This is a genomic window from Polynucleobacter sp. 35-46-11 (assembly GCF_002281105.1).
The window spans coordinates 1-23,362 of the sequence record NZ_NCFJ01000019.1; the positions used below are offsets into that span (position 1 = coordinate 1).

The following is a 23,362-nucleotide window of genomic DNA, read 5'->3' on the forward strand; positions in this document are numbered from 1 at the left end:
TGGTGCTTGCACATTGGCTTTGAACGGTAAAGTTCAAGCTCAAGCAATGGTTGCTGAAACTGATCCACAAGCTGCTGCTTTGGGTTACAAGGCTGATGCCTCTAAAGTTGATAAAGCAAAGTATCCTAAGTACGCTGCTGGCCAAAAGTGCGACAACTGTGCTTTGTATCAAGGTAAAGTGGGTTCTGCTGCTGGCGGTTGCTCACTGTTTGGTGCTAAGCAAGTTGCTGGCCCAGGCTGGTGCTCTGCATACGCTAAGAAGGCTTAATACGGTCTTTGAATTAATATGTTTTAAAGGCTGCTCCGGCAGCCTTTTTTATTAGTCGGGTGAATTTGCTTCAATTGATGGCAGGTCTATGGTTGCACCCTAAAGAAAAAACATGAAACATAACTACAAGAATCTACTGAAGCGCTACTCCTTTTACCTTGGGGGTGATCAGCCTCAAGTGCCCTGGATTGAGAGAATTCGGTCTGTAGCGGGTGCTTTTATTGGTCTTATGTTAGTGCTCACTATCGCTAAGTTCCTTGGCGAGCTTAGTAATGTCGATGAGTGGCTCATGGCCTCCTTGGGTGCAAGTGCTTTACTAGTATTTGCTTTACCTGGCAGCCCCATGGCTCAGCCGTGGGCTGTTATTGCGGGTAATACTCTTTCTGCTTTGGTTGGTATTGCGATCATTCATGTGGTGCAGGAGCCACTGCTGGCCTTGCCTTTGGCTGCCAGTCTTTCTATTTTGGGAATGTTTATCTTGCGTTGCTTGCACCCACCAGCTGCTGCCGTTGCTTTGATTGTGGTACTGGGTCACGTGATGCACTTCCGCTACGCATTCTTTCCGGTCATGATTGATTCAGTGCTTTTGGTCCTGGCTGGGGCGGTTTACAGTAATCTGACCGGTAAACCCTACCCCAATAAACCAAATTAATTCTTTATAAACAGTAACTTAAGCTTAGTTTCGTTTAGTTGCTGCGATCGAAGCGATGCAATCTTTGATGCCGTAGTTGTGATATTTACCTGCATTTTCCTTTTTAAGGGACTGGGCGCACTCATTGACTGAGTTGCGAACGTTAATTTTGGGGATGTTATTTGTAGACATGTCTGGCTCCTGTGGTTTTTATAAGTTTTGCGAATAAAAAAACGATGTTTTCACTATTGTGATCGCTATTGAGATTCTAATAAATTCATAAAAATTGTGTAAACCCCAATAAGCTCGGTTTCAGCCCATAAAGTCTATAAAATCATGTTTTATTTACAAAAAGCATAAAGGCTTTGTTTATCTGCCAATGACCAACCCAAATTCTGATAATCCAGCAATACCGGTCATTCCAGTCATTCTGTGCGGAGGCTCTGGAACGCGCCTTTGGCCTTTATCTCGCTCTGGCTTTCCAAAGCAGTTTTTGGTGCTTTCGGGTGATGATTCAACTAAAAGCCTTTTTCAGCAGGCAGTTGAACGATTAAATACCCTTGGGATGAGTGGCAATAATTCCTCAGGCATTCAGCTTGGCAAAACTTTGATTGTGACGAATGAAGAGCATCGCTTCTTGGTGACAGATCAATTACGTGAGATGCCGAGTATTCAGGCTACTTTATTGCTAGAGCCTGTGGGGCGTAATACAGCGCCAGCACTGAGCTTGGCTGCATTACATGCCAGCGAGTCAGCAGATCCAATTTTAGTGATTACGCCAGCCGATCAAACCATTCAGAATGGCGCGGCATTTACTAAGGCCTTGCAAGATTGCATCAATGTGGTCGCAGCCGATGAGAGTAATAAAACAATTGCTATCTTAGGTATCACACCAACCGCGCCAGAGATAGGGTATGGCTACATCAAAAAAGCTGGTGCTCAGGGTGCTCATGGTCAATTTACTGTTGAGCAATTTGCAGAGAAGCCTGATGCTCAGACCGCTCAATCCTATCTTGAGGATGGTAATTACTTCTGGAATAGTGGCATGTTTGTTTTGCGCTCCAGCACTTGGCTCGCCGCCCTGAAAGAATTTCGCCACGATATCTTTGGTGCTACTGAAACTGCATGGGTGGCAAGGGCTATCGATCAAACCGGAGATGCAGAATTTATTCGCCCCGATAAAGAAATCTTTAAATCGATTCCCAGTGAATCGATTGACTATGCTGTGATTGAAAAGTGCCCCGCATCTCATGGCGCATTCACCATCAAGATGGTTGAGTTAAATGCCGGCTGGAATGATTTGGGTGCTTGGGATGCTGTGTGGCAAGTTGGTAAAAAGGATCCATCTGGAAATGTCACTAGTGGCGACACCTTGCTGAGTAATACGAGTAATTCATTGGTGCATGCCAGTAGTCGTTTAGTAGGTACGGTAGGCATTCATAATTTGGTGATTATTGAAACGGCGGATGCAGTCTTGGTTGCTGATCGCGCTAATAGTCAGGATGTGAAAAGCATCGTGAACCAGCTTGAGAAACGGCAGCGTGAAGAAAAGAATCTTCATCGCAAGGTTGCTAGGCCCTGGGGTTGGTATGACAGCGTAGATGAGGGTGAACGTTTCAAAGTCAAACGTATCCAGGTAAAACCAGGTGCCAGTCTTTCTTTGCAAATGCACCATCACCGCGCTGAGCATTGGATTGTGGTGAAAGGTACCGCAGAAATTACCAACGGCGATAAGGTCATTATGTTGACTGAGAACCAGAGTACTTATATCCCTCAAGGACAAACTCACCGCTTAGCCAATCCTGGTAAAACACCTCTAGAAATTATTGAGGTTCAGTCCGGTAGCTACTTGGGCGAGGATGACATTGTGCGTTTTGAAGATAACTATGGGCGCTCTAAGTCATGAGTGGTGACAATTTGATAATGAACCAATCCACGACTGCCAATAAACCTATTGCATTAATTTGTGGGGTAAGTGGCCAAGATGGCAGCTACTTAGCTAAATTACTTTTACAAAAAGGTTATGCTGTTTTTGGCACTTCCAGAGATGTGCAGGGCTCCTCTTTCTCCAATCTTCAAAAGCTTGGCATTAAAGAGCAAATTTCTTACATCTCTATGGTTCCGGAAGATTTTCGGAGTGTCTTGGTTGCACTTCGTAAAAGTAATCCTGATGAGATTTATTACTTAGCTGGGCAATCCTCAGTAGGTTTATCTTTTGAGCAACCAGCGGAAACCATTCAGAGTATTACCTTGGGAACTCTCAATATTCTTGAGGGCTGCCGCATGATGGAAGAAAATAGCAAGCCAATGAAGATCTATCATGCCGGTTCAGGTGAGTGTTTTGGTGATACCCATGGCGAGCCAGCCAATGAAAAAACGCCGTTCTACCCAATGAGCCCTTATGCGGTTGCTAAGACATCGGCCTATTGGTTGGTAAACAACTACCGAGATGCATATGGTTTATTTGCCTGTACGGGCATTCTGTTTAATCATGAATCTCCTTTGCGCCCAGAGCGTTTCGTAACTCAGAAAATTATTCGGGCAGTCAAGCGTATTGCAGACGGTAGCAAGGAAAAATTAAAACTTGGCCGCTTAGATATCGCAAGAGACTGGGGCTGGGCACCAGAGTATGTTGAAGCGATGTGGCTCATGTTGCAACAAGATAAGCCGCAAGACTTTGTGATTGCCACTGGCACTACCATCACCTTGGAAGAGTTTGTCAAAACAGCGTTTGAGCAGGTAAATCTCAACTGGATGGACTATGTCATTCAGGATCCTAGCCTGTTCCGTCCTACGGACCTTGCCATTGGTCGTGCCGACCCGAGTAAGGCGCAAAAGACACTCGATTGGGAAGCTTCAACCAAAGGCATTGAAGTCGTCAAGAAAATGTACCAATCTTTATAATTAATCTACCAATACCGTCAGTTAGCCAAATCACATTCAGTCAAAAAATATGAAAAACAATCAAAAAGTTGCCCTCATCACCGGTATCACAGGTCAAGATGGGTCTTACCTTGCTGAGTTCCTATTAGAAAAAGGTTATATCGTTCACGGTATCAAGCGTCGCGCTTCCTCTTTTAATACTGAGCGGATTGATCATATTTATCAAGATCCCCACGTTAACCATCCAGATTTGATTCTCCACTATGGCGACTTAACTGATACTAGTAACTTGGTTCGCATTATTAAAGAGTGCCAGCCTGATGAGATTTATAACTTAGGCGCTCAGTCTCATGTGGCTGTTTCTTTTGAATCTCCCGAGTACACCGCTGATGTTGATGCAATGGGTCCATTGCGCATGTTGGAGGCGATTCGTATTTTGGGTCTAGAGAAAAAGACACGCTTCTACCAGGCTTCGACTTCTGAGCTCTATGGCCTAGTACAAGAAATCCCGCAAAAAGAGACAACGCCTTTTTATCCAAGAAGTCCATATGCAGTAGCCAAGATGTATGCCTACTGGATCACGGTCAATTACCGCGAAGCTTATGGCATCTATGCCTGTAACGGCATCCTCTTTAATCACGAGTCTAAGCGCCGCGGCGAAACTTTTGTCACCAGAAAAGTCACCAGAGGCCTAGCCAATATTGCTCAAGGTCTTGAGAAGTGTTTATTCATGGGTAATATCGATGCACTGCGCGACTGGGGTCATGCGAAAGACTACGTACGCATGCAGTGGCTCATGCTCCAACAAGACAAACCCGAAGATTTTGTCATTGCCACCGGTGTCCAGTTCACTGTTCGTGAATTTATTATTCGCAGCGCTAAACAGCTTGGCATCACTCTCAAATTTGAGGGAACTGCTGAAAATGAAAAAGCCACCGTGGCATCAATAGAAGGCGATAAAGCCCCAGCACTAAAAGTGGGGGATGTCATTGTTCAAATCGATCCACGCTATTACCGCCCAACTGAAGTCGAAACCCTTTTAGGCGATCCAACTAAGGCAAAAGAAAAACTAGGCTGGGTTCCAGAGATCACTCTAGATGAAATGATTGTTGAGATGGTAGCTAGTGATCTTGAGAAGGCGAAGCAGCATGCTTTATTGGAAAAGCATGGTTACTCTGTATCAGTGGGTAAAGAGAATTAACAGCGTGAGTAAAGATTTAGATCAAAAGATTTATGTAGCCGGACACCGCGGTATGGTTGGCTCTGCAATCGTACGCAATCTTCAGGCTAGGGGTTACACGAATATTGTTACTCGAACCCATGCGGAGATGGATCTCACAGATCAAGCGGCAGTCAAAGCTTTTTTCGAGCAAGAAAAGCCTGATCAAGTCTATTTAGCTGCAGCCAGGGTGGGGGGCATTTATGCGAACAATACCTATCCAGCTGAATTTATTTATGACAATCTGATGGTGCAAAATAATGTCATCCATCAAGCGTTTAGTAGTGGTGTAAAAAAATTATTATTTTTAGGTTCAAGCTGCATCTATCCTAAGTTGGCTCCTCAGCCGATGAGTGAGGATGCGCTCTTAACAGGAAAGCTTGAGCCAACCAATGAGCCATATGCGATTGCCAAGATTGCCGGTATTAAAATGTGTGAAAGCTATAACCGACAGTACGGCCAATCCCATGGAGTGGACTACCGCTCAGTGATGCCAACCAATCTATATGGCCCCGGCGACAACTACCATCCAGAAAACAGCCATGTTATTCCAGCGCTCATTAGAAGGTTTCATGAGGCAAAGGTAAATAATTTACCTGAGGTCGTGATCTGGGGAACCGGAGCTCCCAGGAGAGAATTTCTCTATGTTGATGACATGGCGGCAGCATCAGTCTTTGTGATGGATTTAGATAAGGCTATCTATGATCAGCATACCGAACCTATGCAAAGTCACATTAATGTAGGCTTTGGCAGTGATGTCACGATTGCAGATTTAGCAAAAGCGGTTGGTAACGCTGTTGGCTATCAAGGAAATATCGCTTTTGATGCCAGCAAGCCTGACGGTACTCCACGCAAGTGGATGGATTCATCTAAATTGAACGGTCTGGGATGGACTCCTTTGGTGGGATTGGAGACTGGATTGAGGCAAGCCTATGCTGATTTTGCTCTGTTGATTAACCAACATTCCAATGATTAAGTCTGCGTAATGTCAAAAAAATGGATTCATCACGTCTTGGCACCAATTTTTCGCCATGACCCTGCGCTGGGTCGGGCCTAAAAGTATTGCCGCTATTTACGTAGTAATCCTGGATTTTTGTAATCTCCAAAACTCTGTAAGCTAGGACTCCGCTTCAATAGAAGTCCACTGTGGAGCGTGGAGAGTTAGAGCCACTGGAAACACATCTGGTATGTGAGTTGGTTAAGGAGGTTGACGTTCTAATTAATGTAGGTGCCAACATTGGGTATTTCAGTTGCTTAGCTCTCCGTGCTGGCAAGTCGGTTATTGCTTTCGAGCCCATTCCGGAAAATCTACACTCTTTACTGCACAATATTAAGGTTAACGGATGGCAACCACGTGCGCAGATCTGTCCAATTGCTCTCAGTAATGATGTTGGAGTTTTAGAGATTTATGGAGGCGGCACTGGGTTATCATTGATTGTGAAGGTTGGGCTTAAAATCCACTAGATGATATGACCTTAGTGCCGATTTTAACCTTAGATAAGGTTCTTGCTGGTCAAGTTGGTAATGAGAGAATCCTTTTCATTATTGATATTGAAGGCGCCGAGAAAATGATGTTAGAAGGCGCTTTTACTTTCATCAATCGTAGTCCCAGGCCCTTGTGGATCATTGAGATTACCTCGCATCAACATCAACCCCAAGGGTTTTCGGTGAACTCCCATTTGTTAAGTACATTCCAGCTGTTTTGGGACGCTTGTTACGAAGCTTAGGCGACTTAAGAAAGGTCACTCCAGAAGAAATTCAAGAGCTGATGAATTGTCAAGTGGCAAAGACTGGAGCGCCCAATTATCTATTTAAGGCGACTTAGGATCAGATTTTTCTAGAGCCTTTTGTTGTAGATAGTCTTTCCAAACCCCCGTTGCTGGCTTGCGCATAATTTTATATTTCAAATAACGATTGAGTTTTCCGCGCAAACTTCTTTTGAAGATGGACAGCTTGAAGGGTGATACACAATCTTTTCTAATGAATAGAATAAAGTTTTCAATGATATTAAGTTCATAACCCCTTTGAAGGGCGATACTCTCTAGTGCCTTATGGCTATAGAAGAAGATGTGCTGACCACTCTCAGGGGTGAGATACCACCAGTCTGACCCCTGATCTGTATAAATAGCAGTGGTAACTAACAGCATCTTTGGACTTTTATAAAAAAACTTATTCAGATCAGGCGATGGATTTGGTAGGTGCTCCCACACTTCAAACGCTAGAACCAGGTCTGGACTTTCAAAATCAGGCTCTGTAAATCCTTGGGAATATGTTGGAGAGGCGTATTCGTCCTGTACGTAGCAGTTAATTTCATAGTCTCGTAATGAGAGGCATAGAAGACAGTCACCACCACCGAGATTTAGCAGATTATATAATTTAAAAATGTGGCACAAAATATAGATCACATAAAAGTTGTGCCAATTTCGCTGTACAGCCCCAGTGTCAAGGTTCGATAGATTTTTGCTGTAAGCTTCAGCTAACCAGTAAGCAGGTTCAGTTTGTAGTGAGTGGCATTGTTCGCATAAATAATATTGAATCTGATGCTTACCCAATACTGCTAATTTAAATTGGGGAGAAAGATTCCCGGAGCATAGTCGGCATAAGTTAGGGGATGTTTGATTTTTTGTAGTCATCACTTAGCGTAGAAATATCTTTTGTTCTTTGATTCTTTTTGTCTTTGCAAGCAAAAAAGGCATTAATTTTTTTGGATTGCATAGTTTAAAAAAAGTTTTTATTTGTTTTCTCAACTGCCTCGATTCTAGTAAATCGCGCGTGTGCTCATTAAAGCTAGTATTGATGAGTTTAGGGTTAATAAATATCTTGTAACCATTGGCCCTGATGCCTTCATGAAAGCCGATATGATCAACGGCATCCCTCCCCTGGGCATCGTAGCCTTTATATCGAGCATCGCCAAGCGCTTTGGTGGGGTAAATGGCAATTCCACCAAATGCTGAATCCACCTCTATCCACTCAGAATCTTCACTAATGGTTACCATGTTTGCATGCACTGCTGCATCCATTGCCTCCTCTTCGGACTTTCCTTGTTGGAGCAAAAATTGATAATGCCTCCAGCAATCATTGGGCATCCAGTCGGGATGTCGAAGTGCGCCTAGGTCATAGTAAGGACCTCGTTGGTTAGCGCAACAACCCCCCCAGCCATCTTTATCCCAACAAGAAAGCAATGCTTGCTCTGTTAATAAGGGATTCATGTTATCCAAGTCTGCAACAACAAGGTACTTAATATCCTTATACAGGAGGTTGGTACGCAGTTCATCAAGGTATAGGTTGCGGCAATGTGCCAACCTAACTAGACGACTTGGCATGGTATTAACTAAAACTCCAGCGCTCTTAAAACGAAAGTTGGGAATGTCTTTAGTAAGGCCATTCAATTTATATAATGTTTGATCGCTGCTATCTGATTCAACTACAAACCAGGACAAGCAGGAGAAATTCTGAAATACTTTCGCAAGATGCCTTATCTCTTTATCGATCGTTTTCTCACCATTTCGTACAAGGCCAACTACTAAAAAGGGTTGATCAAATAAGTCAGTCGCGTACATACACTAACCCTCTTGGAATGCACGAATTTTATTGCTTGCGATCTGTTTTCTGAGTTTGCGATTAATGAAAGTCGGATCTTCAGTATTGATATATTTGAGGCGAGGCCCAAAGATTTTAGATAGATTCCTCATATAGGGCTTATATTCAATAAAGTCGTGGGCTGCGAAGACGGCTGCCAATGCATCAAGTGTGTTGTGTGATTTCAGGTAGCGGGTTTCGTCTGCTTCGCAGGTAAAGATGGCCACTTTATTTAGAAATTGGTCACAGCCCTTAATGACTTGTAGGTCCGCTCCTTGGCAATCCGTCTTAATAAAGTCGATATAAGGGATTTGGTGGAATGGGAAATGACGAAAGAAGTGATTTAGCGACCAAGTTTCTACATTTACAACCTCAGCTACTGGAAATTCTTTTGGTTGAAGGAGGCTGCTACACCCTGGGTCATTAGCCGTGTAGTAAAACGGCGTGATAGTTTTTTCAGTGACATCCGACAGAGCGCATTCAATGAGGTGAAAGCGTGTACCCAAGTGCTTTGGATGAATAGTTACAGACCAATTGGAGTCACGCATGCGAATTGCTTTGGTGTTGTGATGATTTGGCTCAAATCCAAAGATCAGAAGATCGTCTGGCTCCTGCTCCAGCCATTTGGCGGATTGCGGCGCGCCATCAGATAGTCCAACGTCAATCTTAACGCGCTTAACCCAAGCTGGGACTTTGATAAATCCTTGCTCATCTAATTCGATTCCACTGCGAAGTAATAAATCATTCATAGGTTTGAGGGTCCAAGCTTAGTCAAATTGTTGTTTGAGGGGGGTATGTACAAAAAATAATGGAGATACCTTAATGGCTGTTTAATCTTGGTATCTCACTAGATTAAACCGTTTAAAAAGCCAATATCGAATTCTCATATTAAGCTTAATTAACATTTGTTCTGGAATGCTCTTATCTTTAAGTAAGACTTCCTCAAGTATCTGGGTATTGGCAGGTAAAAAATGCCTAAAGTTCTTGCGAATATATTTAGGTCCGTCATTTAATAGCATTGGGAGCCAGCTAAAGGAACTATGTGAAGCAATTAAAATATCGGCGTAAATCATTGCTATGAATGACTTTGGTGGATGATCATTCAGGAGTAATTGCACCTCTATACCTGGATTAAGCAGCGAGATAAGTTGCTTAAATGAGCTTGCTTTTCCCGTGCTGTGTATTTGCAAGATAGGCTTTTGAATATTGTGCTCGATGACTATGGAATTCACCGCATTAGCATAGAGCCTTGAGTAGTATCCAGGGTTGTTATCGGGCAATCCATAGTCAACACTGAACATCTGCCATGGCAAAAGTCTGCGAGTAGGTAATGGATCTCCAGCGCTTCGATCCCTTAGATGCAAGGCAATAATTGTTCCATCCTGTGGGGTCGGAATAAGGTGGGGACATTTCGTTTTGAGATTTTCCCTAAAGGATTCTCTAGCGGACTCTAGGAGCGGTTCGCGTTCGTGGGCCGACATCGAATTCAGGAACTCATATGCAGTATCAAATGGTAGATGGTAGGTTTGCCCAGCAATAGCTGGCATGTGAAGATCAAGGTAGGGGCATGGTTGTTCAAGCTCTGCAACTTCTCCTAAAAATCCAAAAATGCCTTCCCAATCTCGATTAATTTCCTGGAAGCTATCTTCCTTGTAGTGAACTGCAGAGTGTCGATTGCTTGCGTTAAGAAAGGGGAGTCGCAATTGTTTTGCTACCAGCATTGCAATAAACGGTCTTTGATAAAAGCTGCCCGCCCCTTCTGCATTATCTGGGTCCATTAGGAAAGAGATTTTTGGTCCCTCCAGCCCCGCGGCAGAGTCTGGGCCATTGTTTAATGAAACAAGGTTGATTGGGTTTGGTGACTTTTCAAAAGTATAGATGCCGCAACCATATTGAAATTTCAGTGACTCGTTTAGTAGGGACGCATTCTGGTGTAGATTTCCGGCATCGTCAACATAATCAAAGCGAGTGAGATTGATGTGGTGACCATTTGTTGGCCAGCCAAGTATATCCAGCGGATGGAACTTTCTGTGAGCATTAAATTCCACTGCATTTTCTGAGGCGATAGGAATACTGATGTAGAGCCTGCCACCACGTTTTAAAAGACGAAGTAGGTTCTGAAATCCCTTGATGTAGCCTTCGGGATCCAATGCATCTCCGTAGCGTCCTAATCCAAAGTGTTCGATTGCATGAAGACATGATATAGAGTCATATTTATCCATCCACTCAGGATCGATTGGCTTCATCAGATCTGCTTGTACAAATTTAATATTGCTGTGTCCCGTGCATGGAAGCTGCCTGACATCTAAAACATCAATTGACATAAAAGAAGCCACATGAGCAACAAAGCCGTCGATACGAGATCCAACGTCAAGATGTTTATTGGGCCTTGTCCTATGAATAAAGTTCGCCACTAGCAGATCTTGGTGAAAGTAGTGCCCCGTTGCAGAGCCTGCGGTTGCAGTGCGCTCAAACACAATTGGGAAGACTCCATCAATTTTCCCGCCAAGACGGATATATTCCCTTGCCTCCGAAAAAAATCTTGGCAAATCCCGCAAGCGATATCGGTGCTTTGAGGTAACCAGTGCTCTGATAATTGCGAAAATGGAATATGGTTTTCTTGACATTAATTCATTTCGGATTTATGAATTGCGGGCAGCTAGAACCGGGCCGCTGCCCCAACTTCCTTGATAAATTTGGTGAAGCATTTATGGTGATGCCGATAAAAAAAGCCGTCATGAAAATCAACAGCTCAATAAAATGATGTGCTCCAGTGACTTCTGTGGTGAGGTAGGTGAGGGTAAAAATTGGTATGGCCCAGCTGGTGTAGGCGCCCCAAAGACTCTCCATGCATAAAGATCGATACCAAGACGCCGCCAGCGGAATGAGAATAAGAAGAAGGCCGGGAATTCCAATGCCCAGAGCAAGGTCCATCCAACCGCTATGAGTCATGCCACGCAACGTTCCAATTGGCTGATAAAAGTCTGACCATTTTTCAAGTGCCATCCAGCCAAAAGAGTGATGAACCAGACCAAATCCTTGGGGCCTATCTTCCAGAAGCCTTAAACCAGCAGTAAACCAAGCAGTTCGCTCATAAGTGCTGATGTCAACCGGGATCCCATTATCGTTGATGGGATGCGTTGCATAAATATTGCGATTTTTCCAGTATTGCTGGTGGTTAATATCAAAACCCACCTTTGCATTTGCAATCAGCTGCGACCATGCTGGATTTTTCTCTAGATGCAGTTTGACGCCCCAAGTAACCCCAATAAGTAAAGATGCGATCAGCGTCAAGGAGACTAGGGTCTTGGTTAATGATTTTTTGGCCAATTTAACAATAAGATGTATGGCACTAAAGGCGGCAAATGCGCCGATAGTAACCGCAACTATTGCCATTCCGTTCTTAGTATTAGTAAGGTAATTGCTAGCTACGCATAGGCCAGTAGCGGTCAGGGCAATCGCTGCCCACCAAGCGCGCTCTACACCCTGAAAAACTCTCAATAGCAAAACACAGCAAAGTGGTAGGGTAAGCGCAGTAGCAACAACAAAAGGGGGTTTCTCGCGATACGGAAGGCTCCACCATGCCGCTGCCTGCATTGGTAGCCACTCTTGAGCTAAGTAGGATCTATAGACATAGCCACCCATAAAAATTACAAATGTGGATGAGAATCCTAAAAGCAATAAAGCACTAACTTCGACATGTAAAAATTTTGTATTTGAGTTGTTCGTAGTTGATAAAAAAATACCTAATGCCAACCCGAGGGGGAGAGATAACAGGGCCCTCGCCCATATACTTACAAGCTCATGATATTGAATGGTGGGCTGCACTGAAAAGATAATTAGGTGAAGGATTAGCCATCCATAAAGACCAAGTAACATCCAAATTGGCCAAGAATGGTTCGTACGCAAATGTATTGAGTCAAGCCATAAAAAAAAGAGCCCTAGAAAAAATCCCAGCCCTAGTAGTACATGACGAAATGCGATAGTTTCGGGAAGTGCCCAAATCGATAGCAACCCACAGGCGACCAAGCCCATTAGTCGAGCAACATAATTTTGGTGGTTCTTGGTGTCGATCATTAGTTGGGGGGTAAGATGTATTGGAACTCATGAAGGTCTAATTAATGTGGCTAGAATAATGCAATAATTTGGGCTTTAGATGTCGTCAACTTGGTGACTCAATTCAAAAAGGTGGCGCGTGACTTCACAAGATGGTCGGGATAATTGGCAAATGCAAGCGATTGATGGTGACACCGAATCTCAAATCTCCCTGTTAGATATCGTCACCTTTCTGGAGCAGTCCTACCTAAAGTTGCTCCTCGCAGCTAGCGTTGGCTTGTTGCTGGGCCTAGGCGGCTGGTACTTCCTGGTGGGCTACCAGGCGGAGTGGGTGATCCACAACAACACGACCTCCAGCGCCTCGGCCGAGACCCCAAGCAGCTATGCCCTTGATCTAGTCTCCTGGCGCACGATTCAAAAAAGCTTGCCCAACCTGGCCGATCAGTTTATCGAGGAAGGAAAGGCGCCCCAGGATAAGGCCGGCCTATATCGGGCAATGAGCGATGCCCTGTGGTGGCAAAAAAATGTGACCCCCAACTTTGCCATTACCAAGGCAGACACCAAGGACTTTGCCGCCATAGGTAAAAGCCTGGACGGCGCGAGCACAACGATCCTTTCCTTGACCGTAAAGGCTGCGGGGGGCACCCGTGAGCAGGCGCTAGATAATGTCCGTGCCGCAACCCAATTTTTATTAAAAGGGGGCGCCTACCTGCAGATCAAGTCCCTGATTAATGGTCTTGAGAGCGAGACTATTGGTACGGCTGCTGACATCCAGAGCAAGATCACCGACGCCCAAATCGAATTGGGTTACCTGCACGACAGAGCCAAGAGCCTGGAGCAATTACTCAAGCGCTTCCCGGGGTCGACCGGCACCACCCAACAGATCATTGATCCCAAGGAATCGAGCGCCAAGTTTCTTCCGCTGAGCACCCAGCTCATCGCAGTCAACACGGACATCAACCTCGCTAATGAAAACCTCACGCGCTTTGCTGACCGCCTGGCGCAAATTGCCCTCATGAAGTCCTTCCTGGAGCAGGCGCTCCCCCTAGTTGAGCAAAACTTGGACGGCATCACCCTGGCCAAGGCCCTCCTGGGGGTGGAGGCCAAGTTGCGCACGCAGCTCAAGGCCGATGACGCAAAGGCCCGCCAGTCCTTAGACGCCCTGCGCTCCCAGCTGCTGACTATCGAGTCTCGCTTTACCAAGGGCCTGGAGCCAAACACCGCCCCGAGCGCCCAGAAATCAGGCATGCTCAAGAGCGCCGCCACCGGCCTTATCGCCGCCCTATTCTTGGCACTGCTCCTCCTGCTAGGCTCCCGGGCGTGGGCGACCGTGCGCCGCACAGGGACCCGCGCCACCTAGGCGGGCTGGACAACTTGGCGCAGCTGGCCAGGCGCAGTAACTTGGCCCGCATTCCGTGCCCCCACCAACAGCCTGAGCGCACACGCCCGCGCCCCTGATGGGCGTACCCAGCAAGGCCGGGCACGGACATACCGGCCCAGCAAGCCCGTGATGGATGTATTACTTTTTTCTGACCCGGGCAAGGGGTCTACACCCTAAGGGCAAAAATTCACACGCCTGTCATTAATTATGTTTATTATTAATAGAATTTATAAACATATTTTATTAGGGTCTTGTGTGAGCGAGCCATCACCACAAACGAGGGCTAACCCCCCGGCAAATCCTCTGCCGGCAGCCCGAGCCCCCGGGCCTTCAGGGGAAGAGGCCGAGCTATCGATCGGCGATATCGTCGACTTTGTGGCCGCCCACTACCGCCAGCTCCTCTTGGCGGCACTGCTAGGCGGCGTAGTAGGCTTCCTGGGGTGGCAATTTTTGGGGAGCTACCAGGCCGAGCTCACCCTGCTCAATAGCAACAAGGTGGACGCCACCAGGGGCGAGGGCGGCCTTGACCTGGTCTCGTGGCGTGCCATCGCACAAAGTCTGCCCAACCTAGCCGACCAGATCGTCCAGGAGGGCAAGGCCCCCGAGGGTAGCGAGGCCCTCTACCGCCAGATGAGCGAGCCGGCCTGGTGGCAAAAAAATGCCCAGCCGACCTACGCCCTGAGTAAGGCCGACATGAAGGACCTGGCGGCAATTGGTAAGGAGCTCGATGGCGCCAGCACCAGCATCCTGAGCATCACCATGGGCGCGGCAGCCCAGTCGCGGGAGGCTGCCCTGCAGAATGTGCGCCAGGCGGCCCACTTTATGCTCTCTGGCGGGGCCTACCTGCAGCTACGCAACGTCCTCAACGGCTACGAGAGTGAGGCCATCGCGACCCGGGCCGAGATAGATCGCCAGATCAGCGCCACCCAAATTGAGCTGGCCTACCTCCAGGCCCGCGCAGTCAGCCTGGAGGGGTTGCTCAAGCGCTTCCCCGCTGACCAAAAGCAGGCCGGGCAGGTGGTCGACCCCAAGGACTCCGGCGCCAAGTACCTCCCAATCGGCACCCAGATCATCGCAGTGAACACCGAAATCCACCAAAAGCGCGAGCTCCTCTCGCGCCTGGGCGACCGGCTTACCCAGATCGAGATCACCAAGCGCTTCTTGCAGGAGGCCATCCCCCGGTCCCGGACCCAGTTTGACGGCGTGCAGCTGGCAGGCTACCTCCTCGAGCTCGAGCGGGGCATCCGCCAAAGCCTGCCACCCGCCGACCTCAAGGCCCGGCTCCCCTTAGACCTGCTGCGCGCACGGGTCCTGATCATCAAGGACCGCTTTAGCAACGGGCTCCAGGCCAACACGGCCCCGACCGCCAAGAAGCGCGGCATGGTCAAGTCTACCGCCGCAGGCACCGCGCTCGGCCTTGGGCTTGCGCTGATGTGGCTGCTGGGGCGTGCCCTGCTAAGGAGGGCACGCCGGGACAAAGGGGCCGCGCCTAATTAGCAGCCAGGGCAAATGCGAGCGGCATCATGGCGGCAAAACGTGGTGCTTGCGCCCACTGCCCTTATAATTATTAGAACAAATGGTGCGCTGCAGTACAGGGCGCCGGCGGTGGGCAGCAAATCATATGAAGAGGGCACCGGGCTAGCGCGGTGCCAGTTGACCAGGAGGGGTTGGGCGTGAGTAAGCCGGTGAGTTGCGTAGCATTAAGTCCTAAGGCAGTCAGTCCTGAGGCGGTCAGTCGCCATGCAGTGCCGCAGCTTGCCTACAAGGACGAGCCGAACCTAGCATCCTGCCCGCGGTCGCTGCCCGAGCAAATGAGCGCCCGGGATCGGTGCATTGTGAATGCCCGTTATGAAGCACGGTACCGGGCATTAGCGGGCTTCATGCTTCATAAGTCTTAATCATTGATTTATAAATTACACATGAGTTCCAACCAGGTCTTTCCGGTCATCCTTTGCGGCGGTTCTGGCACTCGTCTTTGGCCATTATCCAGAAGTGGCTTTCCGAAGCAGTTTTTAGTACTCTCTGGGGATGACTCAAAGAAGAGTCTCTTCCAGCAGGCCATTGAGCGCATTCATGCCATTGCTAATACAGATATCAAGCTGGATAGCACTTTAATTGTCACAAACGAAGAACATCGCTTCTTGGCTTTAGATCAGTTGCGTGAAATTAAAAGTGCATCTAATCACTTCGCGGCTACTTTGCTACTCGAGCCTAGCGGCAGAAACACTGCGCCAGCATTAACGCTAGCTGCATTCTATGCGCAAGATAAGGGCAACGATCCTATTCTTGTGGTGACTCCAGCAGATCAAACGGTGACTAATCCCACCGCGTTTACCAAAGCTTTAATCAAGAGTATTGAAATTGCTAAAGAAGGCGCCATCGCAATTTTGGGTATTACGCCATCCACACCAGAAACCGGTTACGGCTATATCAAAGCCAATGATGAGGTAGGCCACAAGCAAGGCGACTCATTTGTAGTGGAGCGCTTTGTCGAAAAACCCAATGAAACGACTGCAAAGCAATATTTAGAAGAGGGTGGTTATTTTTGGAATGGCGGGATGTTTGTGCTTAAAGCCAGTGTTTGGTTGGCCGCCCTAAAAGAATTTCGCCCTGATATTTTTGGTGCCACAGAAACAGCTTGGGTCGCTAAATCAGTAGATCATTCAGGCGATGCGACTTTCGTCCGTCCAGATAAGGAGATCTTTAAGACTATTCCGAGTAAGTCTATTGACTATGCAGTGATTGAAAAGTGTCCAGGATCAAAGTTCCCAATAAAGATGGTCGAGCTCGATGCGGGCTGGAATGACTTAGGAGCATGGGATGCCGTGTGGCAAGTAGGCAAACAAGATCAAGCGGGTAACGTGACCAGTGGCGATACATTACTGACTAATTCTAAGGGCTCGCTTATTCACGCGAGCAGTCGTTTGGTGAGTGCTGTGGGAGTTGAGAACTTGATCATTGTGGAGACTGCAGATGCAGTCTTAGTGGCTGACAGAAAAAATAGTCAAGACGTCAAAAATATTGTTGGCCAGTTAGAAGCGCAAAAGCGCGAAGAGAAAAATCTCCATCGCAAAGTCTCCAGACCTTGGGGTTGGTATGACAGTGTGGATGAGGGTGAGCGTTTTAAAGTGAAGCGTATCCAAGTAAAGCCTGGTGCAAGTCTGTCGCTGCAGATGCATCACCATCGTGCAGAGCATTGGATCGTGGTTAAGGGCGCCGCTGAAATCACTAATGGCGATAAAGTCCTTCTACTAACCGAGAACCAAAGCACGTATATTCCGCAAGGTCAAACTCATCGTTTGGCCAACCCTGGAAAAACTACTCTAGAAATTATTGAAGTGCAATCTGGTAGTTATTTAGGTGAAGATGATATTGTGCGATTTGAAGATACGTATGGACGGAGTTAAAAATATCAATGCATAAGCGTATAGCACTTATTTGTGGAATAAGCGGTCAAGACGGCGCTTATTTAGCCAAGTTTTTACTAAACAAAGGATATGTAGTTTTTGGAACCTCTCGAGATGCCCAAGGATCCTCATTTGGCAATCTAAATAAATTGGGAATCAAGGATCAGGTGCAGTGTATATCAATGGCCCCTGAAGATTTTCGTAGCGTATTGGTGGCTTTAAGAAAAAGTAATCCAGATGAAATTTATTACTTAGCAGGACAATCTTCTGTAGGGTTGTCTTTTGAACAGCCCGCCGAAACAATGCAGAGTATCACTGTAGGCACTCTCAATATGCTAGAGGGAGTTCGAATGATGGATAAAAATATTCGCCTGTATCATGCGGGATCAGGGGAGTGCTTTGGTGATACCCACGGCGAATCGGCTAGCGAGAAAACCCCTTTTTATCCCATGAGCCCCTATGCCGTTGCCAAGGCATCTGCCTACTGGCTGGTGAATAATTACCGAGATGCATATGGTCTATTCACATGCACCGGCATTTTGTTTAATCATGAATCTCCTTTGCGTCCCGAGCGTTTCGTAACCCAGAAAATTATTCATGCTGTGAGGCGCATAGCTGATGGCGGTATTGAAAGGTTGAAGCTCGGAAGATTGGATATTTCCAGAGATTGGGGTTGGGCACCTGAATACGTAGAAGCTATGTGGCTCATGCTTCAGCAGGATATGCCAGAAGATTATGTAGTGGCAACAGGAGCTCCGATTGCGCTTGAGGATTTTGTGCGGGTAGCATTTGAGAGTGCTGGACTTAATTGGAAAGACCATGTTGTTCAAGATGAAAAACTATTTCGTCCATCCGACGCAACCGTTAGTTTTGGCAACCCAAGCAAAGCATTTAAAAAGTTAGGCTGGAAAGCTGAAATTCAAGGCACAGATGTAGTTAAAAAAATGTATCAATCAATTCAATAAAGTATCGGCACATCACCATGAATAAAAAACAAAAAGTCGCCTTAATTACCGGCATCACCGGCCAAGATGGCTCTTACCTTGCTGAATTCCTTTTGGAAAAAGGCTACATCGTTCATGGTATTAAGCGCCGTGCATCCTCTTTTAATACTGAGCGTATTGACCATCTGTATCAAGACCCTCACGTTAATCACCCTGATCTGATCTTGCATTATGGTGATCTGACTGATACCAGCAACTTAGTGCGCATTATTCAAGAATGTCAGCCTGATGAGATTTATAACTTGGGTGCCCAGTCACACGTTGCGGTTTCTTTTGAATCTCCAGAGTACACGGCGGATGTTGATGCGATGGGCCCACTGCGCATGTTGGAGGCCATCCGTATCTTGGGTCTGGAGAAGAAAACCCGTTTTTACCAAGCCTCTACTTCCGAGCTCTATGGCTTGGTACAAGAGACCCCTCAAAAGGAAACGACCCCGTTCTATCCACGTAGTCCTTACGCCGTCGCTAAGCTTTATGCTTACTGGATTACCGTGAACTATCGCGAAGCCTATGGCATGTATGCCTGTAATGGCATCCTCTTTAACCATGAATCTAAACGTCGTGGCGAAACCTTTGTGACTCGTAAAGTGACTCGTGGTCTGGCCAATATTGCCCAAGGTCTTGAGAAATGCCTCTTTATGGGCAATATCGATGCGCTACGTGACTGGGGCCATGCCAAAGACTATGTGCGCATGCAGTGGCTGATGCTTCAACAAGACAAGCCGGACGACTTTGTGATTGCTGCTGGCGTGCAGTTCACTGTTCGAGAATTTATTACCCGTAGCGCAAAACAACTGGGAATTACTCTGAGGTTTGAAGGTACATCTGAAAATGAAAAGGCTATTGTTGATTCCATTGAAGGCGATAAAGCCCCTGCCTTAAAAGTGGGTGATGTGATTGTGCAGATTGATCCACGTTACTATCGTCCGACTGAAGTAGAAACTCTCTTGGGTGACCCCACCAAGGCCAAAGAAAAGTTAGGATGGGTTCCAGAAATTACCCTTGATCAAATGATTGTCGAGATGGTAGCGAACGATCTTGATCAAGCTAGGCAACATGCTTTGCTGAGCAAACATGGTTATTCGGTAGCGGTTGGCAAAGAGAGATGAGAGCCACCATAGCTAAAGGTTCATTTATATGAAAGCGGTAATACTTGCAGGCGGGTTAGGAACGCGTATTTCAGAGGAAACAGAAAGCAAGCCAAAGCCAATGATTGAAGTTGGTGGCATGCCAATCTTGTGGCACATCCTCAAACTCTATTCAGCACATGGTGTAAATGACTTTGTGATTTGCTGCGGCTACAAAGGTTATGTCATTAAAGAGTATTTTGCTAACTATTTTTTGCATATGTCTGATGTGACCTTTGATATGGCTCATAACAAGATGGAAGTCCACCATCGTTATGCTGAGCCTTGGAAAATTACCCTGATTGATACAGGCTCCGACACCATGACAGGTGGACGCTTAAAGCGTGTTGCTCAGTATGTCAAGGATGAAGAGGCCTTTTGCTTTACCTATGGCGATGGTGTGAGCGATGTCAATATCGCCGAGCTCATTGGTTTTCATAAGAGTCATGGTAAAAAGGCAACATTAACGGCGGTTTACCCACCAGGTCGATTTGGTGCTATTGATATTCATCCAGATCATCACATAACCTCTTTTAAAGAAAAGCCTAAAGGTGATGGCGGCATGATCAATGGCGGCTTTTTTGTCCTTTCGCCCGAGGTGATTAATCTGATTAGGGACGACTCCACTATTTGGGAGCGTGAACCTTTAGAGACTTTGGCTCAGCAGTCGGAAATGATGGCATACCAGCATCATGGATTTTGGCAGCCAATGGACACCTTGCGTGATAAGAATTATCTTGAGGAACTTTGGTCTTCTGGCAGTGCCCCTTGGAAATCCTGGTAATGAAAACAGCGCATGTTGACCCCGTATTTTGGAAGGGTAAAAATGTCTTTCTAACGGGTCACACCGGATTTAAAGGTAGTTGGTTATCGCTTTGGCTCTCTTCAATGGGGGCTAAGGTCACGGGTTATTCATTGGCACCCAATACAACACCTAATTTATTTGAAGTATTGGCGATTGATTGCCTGATTGAGAAGTCCCATATTGCCGATATAAGTAATTTGGAAGGCTTGCAAAAAACTATGTCAGAGGCCAAGCCCGATGTAGTAATACACATGGCAGCTCAGCCTTTGGTGAGATATTCCTATGTCAATCCAGTGGAGACTTATGCTACCAATGTGATGGGTACCGTGCATGTTCTTGAGTGTACGCGAACTATTGATTCAGTGCGGGCTACTGTGGTCGTCACTACCGATAAGTGCTATGAGAATAAAGAGTGGTTATGGGGTTATCGTGAGAATGAGCCGATGGGTGGTTTTGACCCTTACAGTAATAGCAAGGGTTGCGCAGAGTTAGTAACTTCTGCTTACCGTCAATCTTATTTCTCCGATTCCAATTCAACCAATAAGATTGCCTCTGCTAGAGCGGGTAACGTGATTGGTGGTGGGGACTGGTCTGAGGATCGTTTAATTCCCGATGCCATTAAAGCGTTTGAAGCAAATAAGCCATTGATGATTCGCAATCCTTTGGCAACACGTCCTTGGCAGCATGTTTTAGAGCCGCTTTCGGGTTATTTGATTTTGGCACAAGCACTTTATGAACAGGGTTCGTCCTTTGCATCGGGTTGGAACTTCGGTCCACGTGATGAAGATACTCGAGCGGTACAAGAGGTGGTTGATCTTCTTATTTCTGGCTGGGGTAACTCAGCTCGTTGGGAAAAAGAGGGCTCAGAGCAGCCTCATGAAGCCAATCTCTTGAAGTTAGATTGCTCCAAAGCGCGTACGCAACTAGGATGGATCCCACAGTGGAATCTAGAGACGGCCACACAAAAAATCGTTGAGTGGCAAAAGGCATATCAAGTAAAAGAAAACATGCAAGAGCTTAGTCTTGCTCAGATTAATCACTATATGAGTGCTAAATAATAAATACACAATAATGAAAACACAAATTATCGATATCAGAAAACTAGAGCAAGAAAAATTACGCAAGCAAATTGCTGCGCTAGTAGATCAATATGCTGCCATTGAGTTTTCTCCAAAAGCATTTGAGCCAGGACAAACAGTTATCCCCCCATCTGGAAAATTAATTGGTGGAGAAGAGTTAAAAAATATGGTGGATGCCTCCTTGGATGGCTGGCTTACCACGGGTCGCTTTAATGAGCAGTTTGAAAAGAAACTGGCTGAATTTATTGGCGTAAAGCATGCCATTACAGTCAACTCTGGTTCATCAGCTAACTTAGTGGCGTTTTCTACGCTCACATCTCCAAAGTTGGGTGATCGTGCAATTAAGCAGGGCGATGAAGTGATCGGGGTAGCCGCGGGATTTCCCACAACAGTAAACCCAATTATTCAATTTGGTGCTATTCCAGTATTTGTGGATGTCGATAAATATACCCACAACATTGACGCCTCAAAAATTGAAGCAGCGATAAGTCAAAAAACAAAAGCCATTATGCTCGCCCACTCCTTGGGCAATCCTTTTAACTTAGATGTAGTAACTGCACTTTGCAAAAAATACAATTTATGGCTTATAGAGGATTGTTGTGATGCTTTAGGCACTACTTACAAAGGTCAAATGGTTGGTACTTTTGGCGACATTGGAACTTTGAGCTTTTATCCTGCACACCATATCACCATGGGTGAGGGTGGCGCTGTTTTTACTAATAATTTTGATTTGAAGCAGATTGCCGAGAGCTTTAGGGATTGGGGTCGTGATTGCTACTGCCCTCCTGGTAAAGATAATACTTGCGGGAAACGTTTTTGTTGGAAGCTGGGTAATTTGCCAGAAGGTTATGACCATAAATACACATACAGTCATCTAGGGTATAACCTCAAAATTAGCGATATGCAGGCGGCTTGTGCTTTAGCACAATTAGAAAAAGCCCCAGCATTTATCCAAGCGCGCAAAGATAACTTCAAATTCTTAAAAGAGCATCTTAGCTCTTGTGAGGAATTTTTACAGTTGCCAGTGGCCACTGAAGATTCTAATCCTTCTTGGTTTGGATTTCCGATTACAGTTAAAGAAGGCTCCCCTGTTTCAAGGCTGGATCTGACCACTTATTTGGATCAAAATAAAATCGGGACAAGACTATTGTTTGCAGGGAACCTAACAAGGCAGCCCTATATGGTTGATGCCAAGTATCGGGTGAGTGGTGAATTAACTAATACCGACAATGTAATGAACAATACTTTCTGGATTGGTGTTCAGCCAGCATTAACCAAAGAGATGTTGGAATTTGTTGTTAAGAAAATCGAGGCATACTTGGGCGTCAATTTCTAAGAAAATTATTTTGAATATTCTTATTACTGGCGCAAGTGGTTTTCTGGGTAGCGCATTAGCTAATAGACTTGGTGAAATGGATCACCATGTATCTTTATTGGTTAGAAACAATACCAATCTCTACCGCCTGCGGAACATATCACTCCTCAATATAGGCAAGTGTGTGACTGATCTGGAAATCAGTCAGTTCATAATCGATGTCCGTCCTGACGTGGTAATTCATACAGCTTGTTGCTACGGAAGAAATGGGGAGTCGATAATTCAAATGATTGATTCGAATATTCGTCTTGGAGCAGTAATATTGGAGGCCATCAAAGGGCTTGATAAAAAGATTTCCTTTGTCAATACTGGGACTGTTCTATCTAGAGATGTGAGTTTATATGCGCTGACGAAGATCCAGTTCGAGGAGTTAGGGGGCTATACGGCCAATAGTCCTAATATAAATATTCAATTTATTAATATCAAGCTTCAGCATATGTATGGTCCTGGTGATGATGCGTCCAAATTCACCACTTACGTAATAAATGCTTGCAAGAATAATGTGCCAACATTACCGTTAACGTTTGGCGAGCAAGAAAGGGACTTTA

General features: G+C 46.0%; 23 protein-coding genes. 17 read left to right on the forward strand and 6 right to left on the reverse strand.

Annotation, left to right across the window (positions count from 1 at the left end):
* Together B7Y67_RS03110 and B7Y67_RS03115 are read left to right on the forward strand one after the other, a co-directional pair.
* A partial coding sequence (locus B7Y67_RS03110; RefSeq protein ID WP_293597310.1) for a high-potential iron-sulfur protein occupies nucleotides 1-268 on the forward strand: 268 nt, incomplete at its 5' end.
* Nucleotides 269-380: 112 nt separating this feature from the next.
* Nucleotides 381-920: an HPP family protein gene (locus B7Y67_RS03115; protein ID WP_293597311.1), complete on the forward strand. Its 540-nt coding sequence runs from the start codon at nucleotides 381-383 to the stop codon at nucleotides 918-920.
* A gap of 24 nt (nucleotides 921-944) precedes the next feature.
* On the opposite strand, the gene B7Y67_RS03120 is transcribed toward B7Y67_RS03115, so the two are convergent.
* The gene (locus B7Y67_RS03120) at nucleotides 945-1,091 is read right to left on the reverse strand and encodes a hypothetical protein (protein ID WP_293597312.1); all 147 of its coding nucleotides are present in this window, start codon (nucleotides 1,089-1,091) and stop codon (nucleotides 945-947) included.
* A gap of 187 nt (nucleotides 1,092-1,278) precedes the next feature.
* Here B7Y67_RS03120 and B7Y67_RS03125 point away from each other — a divergent pair, with 187 nt between their 5' ends.
* From B7Y67_RS03125 to B7Y67_RS03145, 6 genes are all read left to right on the forward strand, one after another.
* Nucleotides 1,279-2,805 (forward strand): mannose-1-phosphate guanylyltransferase/mannose-6-phosphate isomerase, encoded by a 1,527-nt coding sequence (locus B7Y67_RS03125; protein ID WP_293597313.1) that lies wholly within the window; start codon nucleotides 1,279-1,281, stop codon nucleotides 2,803-2,805.
* A gap of 17 nt (nucleotides 2,806-2,822) precedes the next feature.
* Nucleotides 2,823-3,803, forward strand: coding sequence for a GDP-mannose 4,6-dehydratase (locus B7Y67_RS03130; RefSeq protein WP_293597314.1), 981 nt, complete (start codon nucleotides 2,823-2,825; stop codon nucleotides 3,801-3,803).
* A 49-nt stretch (nucleotides 3,804-3,852) separates the two neighbouring features.
* Entirely contained in the window at nucleotides 3,853-4,983 is a 1,131-nt protein-coding gene (gene gmd, locus B7Y67_RS03135; RefSeq protein ID WP_293597315.1) for a GDP-mannose 4,6-dehydratase, read from the forward strand.
* Between the two features lie 4 nt (nucleotides 4,984-4,987).
* On the forward strand, nucleotides 4,988-5,977 hold the full coding sequence (locus B7Y67_RS03140) for a GDP-L-fucose synthase (RefSeq protein WP_293597316.1): 990 nt from the start codon (nucleotides 4,988-4,990) through the stop codon (nucleotides 5,975-5,977).
* Between the two features lie 170 nt (nucleotides 5,978-6,147).
* Nucleotides 6,148-6,465, forward strand: a complete 318-nt coding sequence (locus B7Y67_RS19475) for an FkbM family methyltransferase (RefSeq protein WP_363926566.1) — start codon at nucleotides 6,148-6,150, stop codon at nucleotides 6,463-6,465.
* Between the two features lie 5 nt (nucleotides 6,466-6,470).
* Nucleotides 6,471-6,728: an FkbM family methyltransferase gene (locus B7Y67_RS03145; protein WP_293597317.1), complete on the forward strand. Its 258-nt coding sequence runs from the start codon at nucleotides 6,471-6,473 to the stop codon at nucleotides 6,726-6,728.
* Between the two features lie 84 nt (nucleotides 6,729-6,812).
* On the opposite strand, the gene B7Y67_RS03150 is transcribed toward B7Y67_RS03145, so the two are convergent.
* The 5 genes from B7Y67_RS03150 to B7Y67_RS03170 form a co-directional block, all read right to left on the reverse strand.
* Nucleotides 6,813-7,634, reverse strand: coding sequence for a methyltransferase domain-containing protein (locus tag B7Y67_RS03150; RefSeq protein ID WP_293597318.1), 822 nt, complete (start codon nucleotides 7,632-7,634; stop codon nucleotides 6,813-6,815).
* Nucleotides 7,635-7,637: 3 nt separating this feature from the next.
* On the reverse strand, nucleotides 7,638-8,561 hold the full coding sequence (locus tag B7Y67_RS03155) for a hypothetical protein (protein WP_293597319.1): 924 nt from the start codon (nucleotides 8,559-8,561) through the stop codon (nucleotides 7,638-7,640).
* Nucleotides 8,562-8,564: 3 nt separating this feature from the next.
* On the reverse strand, nucleotides 8,565-9,329 hold the full coding sequence (locus B7Y67_RS03160) for an FkbM family methyltransferase (RefSeq protein WP_293597320.1): 765 nt from the start codon (nucleotides 9,327-9,329) through the stop codon (nucleotides 8,565-8,567).
* An 81-nt stretch (nucleotides 9,330-9,410) separates the two neighbouring features.
* The gene (locus B7Y67_RS03165; RefSeq protein ID WP_293597321.1) at nucleotides 9,411-11,207 is read right to left on the reverse strand and encodes a DUF268 domain-containing protein; all 1,797 of its coding nucleotides are present in this window, start codon (nucleotides 11,205-11,207) and stop codon (nucleotides 9,411-9,413) included.
* 4 nt (nucleotides 11,208-11,211) lie between these two features.
* Nucleotides 11,212-11,976 (reverse strand): hypothetical protein, encoded by a 765-nt coding sequence (locus B7Y67_RS03170; RefSeq protein WP_293597322.1) that lies wholly within the window; start codon nucleotides 11,974-11,976, stop codon nucleotides 11,212-11,214.
* A gap of 799 nt (nucleotides 11,977-12,775) precedes the next feature.
* Between B7Y67_RS03170 and B7Y67_RS03175 the strand changes: the two genes are divergently transcribed.
* From B7Y67_RS03175 to B7Y67_RS03215, 9 genes are all read left to right on the forward strand, one after another.
* A complete protein-coding gene (locus tag B7Y67_RS03175; protein WP_293597323.1) occupies nucleotides 12,776-13,996 on the forward strand; it encodes a hypothetical protein in 1,221 nt (406 codons plus the stop codon).
* A 423-nt stretch (nucleotides 13,997-14,419) separates the two neighbouring features.
* Nucleotides 14,420-15,514: a hypothetical protein gene (locus B7Y67_RS03180; protein WP_293597324.1), complete on the forward strand. Its 1,095-nt coding sequence runs from the start codon at nucleotides 14,420-14,422 to the stop codon at nucleotides 15,512-15,514.
* Nucleotides 15,515-15,936: 422 nt separating this feature from the next.
* Nucleotides 15,937-17,424 (forward strand): mannose-1-phosphate guanylyltransferase/mannose-6-phosphate isomerase, encoded by a 1,488-nt coding sequence (locus B7Y67_RS03185; protein WP_293597325.1) that lies wholly within the window; start codon nucleotides 15,937-15,939, stop codon nucleotides 17,422-17,424.
* An 8-nt stretch (nucleotides 17,425-17,432) separates the two neighbouring features.
* The gene (locus tag B7Y67_RS03190) at nucleotides 17,433-18,389 is read left to right on the forward strand and encodes a GDP-mannose 4,6-dehydratase (RefSeq protein ID WP_293597326.1); all 957 of its coding nucleotides are present in this window, start codon (nucleotides 17,433-17,435) and stop codon (nucleotides 18,387-18,389) included.
* Between the two features lie 17 nt (nucleotides 18,390-18,406).
* A complete protein-coding gene (gmd, locus tag B7Y67_RS03195) occupies nucleotides 18,407-19,537 on the forward strand; it encodes a GDP-mannose 4,6-dehydratase (protein WP_293597327.1) in 1,131 nt (376 codons plus the stop codon).
* Nucleotides 19,538-19,565: 28 nt separating this feature from the next.
* Nucleotides 19,566-20,339, forward strand: coding sequence for a glucose-1-phosphate cytidylyltransferase (rfbF, locus tag B7Y67_RS03200; RefSeq protein WP_293597328.1), 774 nt, complete (start codon nucleotides 19,566-19,568; stop codon nucleotides 20,337-20,339).
* Nucleotides 20,339-21,418, forward strand: coding sequence for a CDP-glucose 4,6-dehydratase (gene rfbG / locus B7Y67_RS03205; protein WP_293597329.1), 1,080 nt, complete (start codon nucleotides 20,339-20,341; stop codon nucleotides 21,416-21,418). The genes rfbF and rfbG overlap by 1 nt, the downstream gene beginning before the upstream one ends.
* 13 nt (nucleotides 21,419-21,431) lie before the next feature.
* A complete protein-coding gene (rfbH, locus tag B7Y67_RS03210) occupies nucleotides 21,432-22,775 on the forward strand; it encodes a lipopolysaccharide biosynthesis protein RfbH (protein ID WP_293597330.1) in 1,344 nt (447 codons plus the stop codon).
* Between the two features lie 10 nt (nucleotides 22,776-22,785).
* Nucleotides 22,786-23,362 (forward strand): NAD-dependent epimerase/dehydratase family protein (locus B7Y67_RS03215; protein WP_293597331.1); only part of this gene is annotated, 577 nt, incomplete at its 3' end.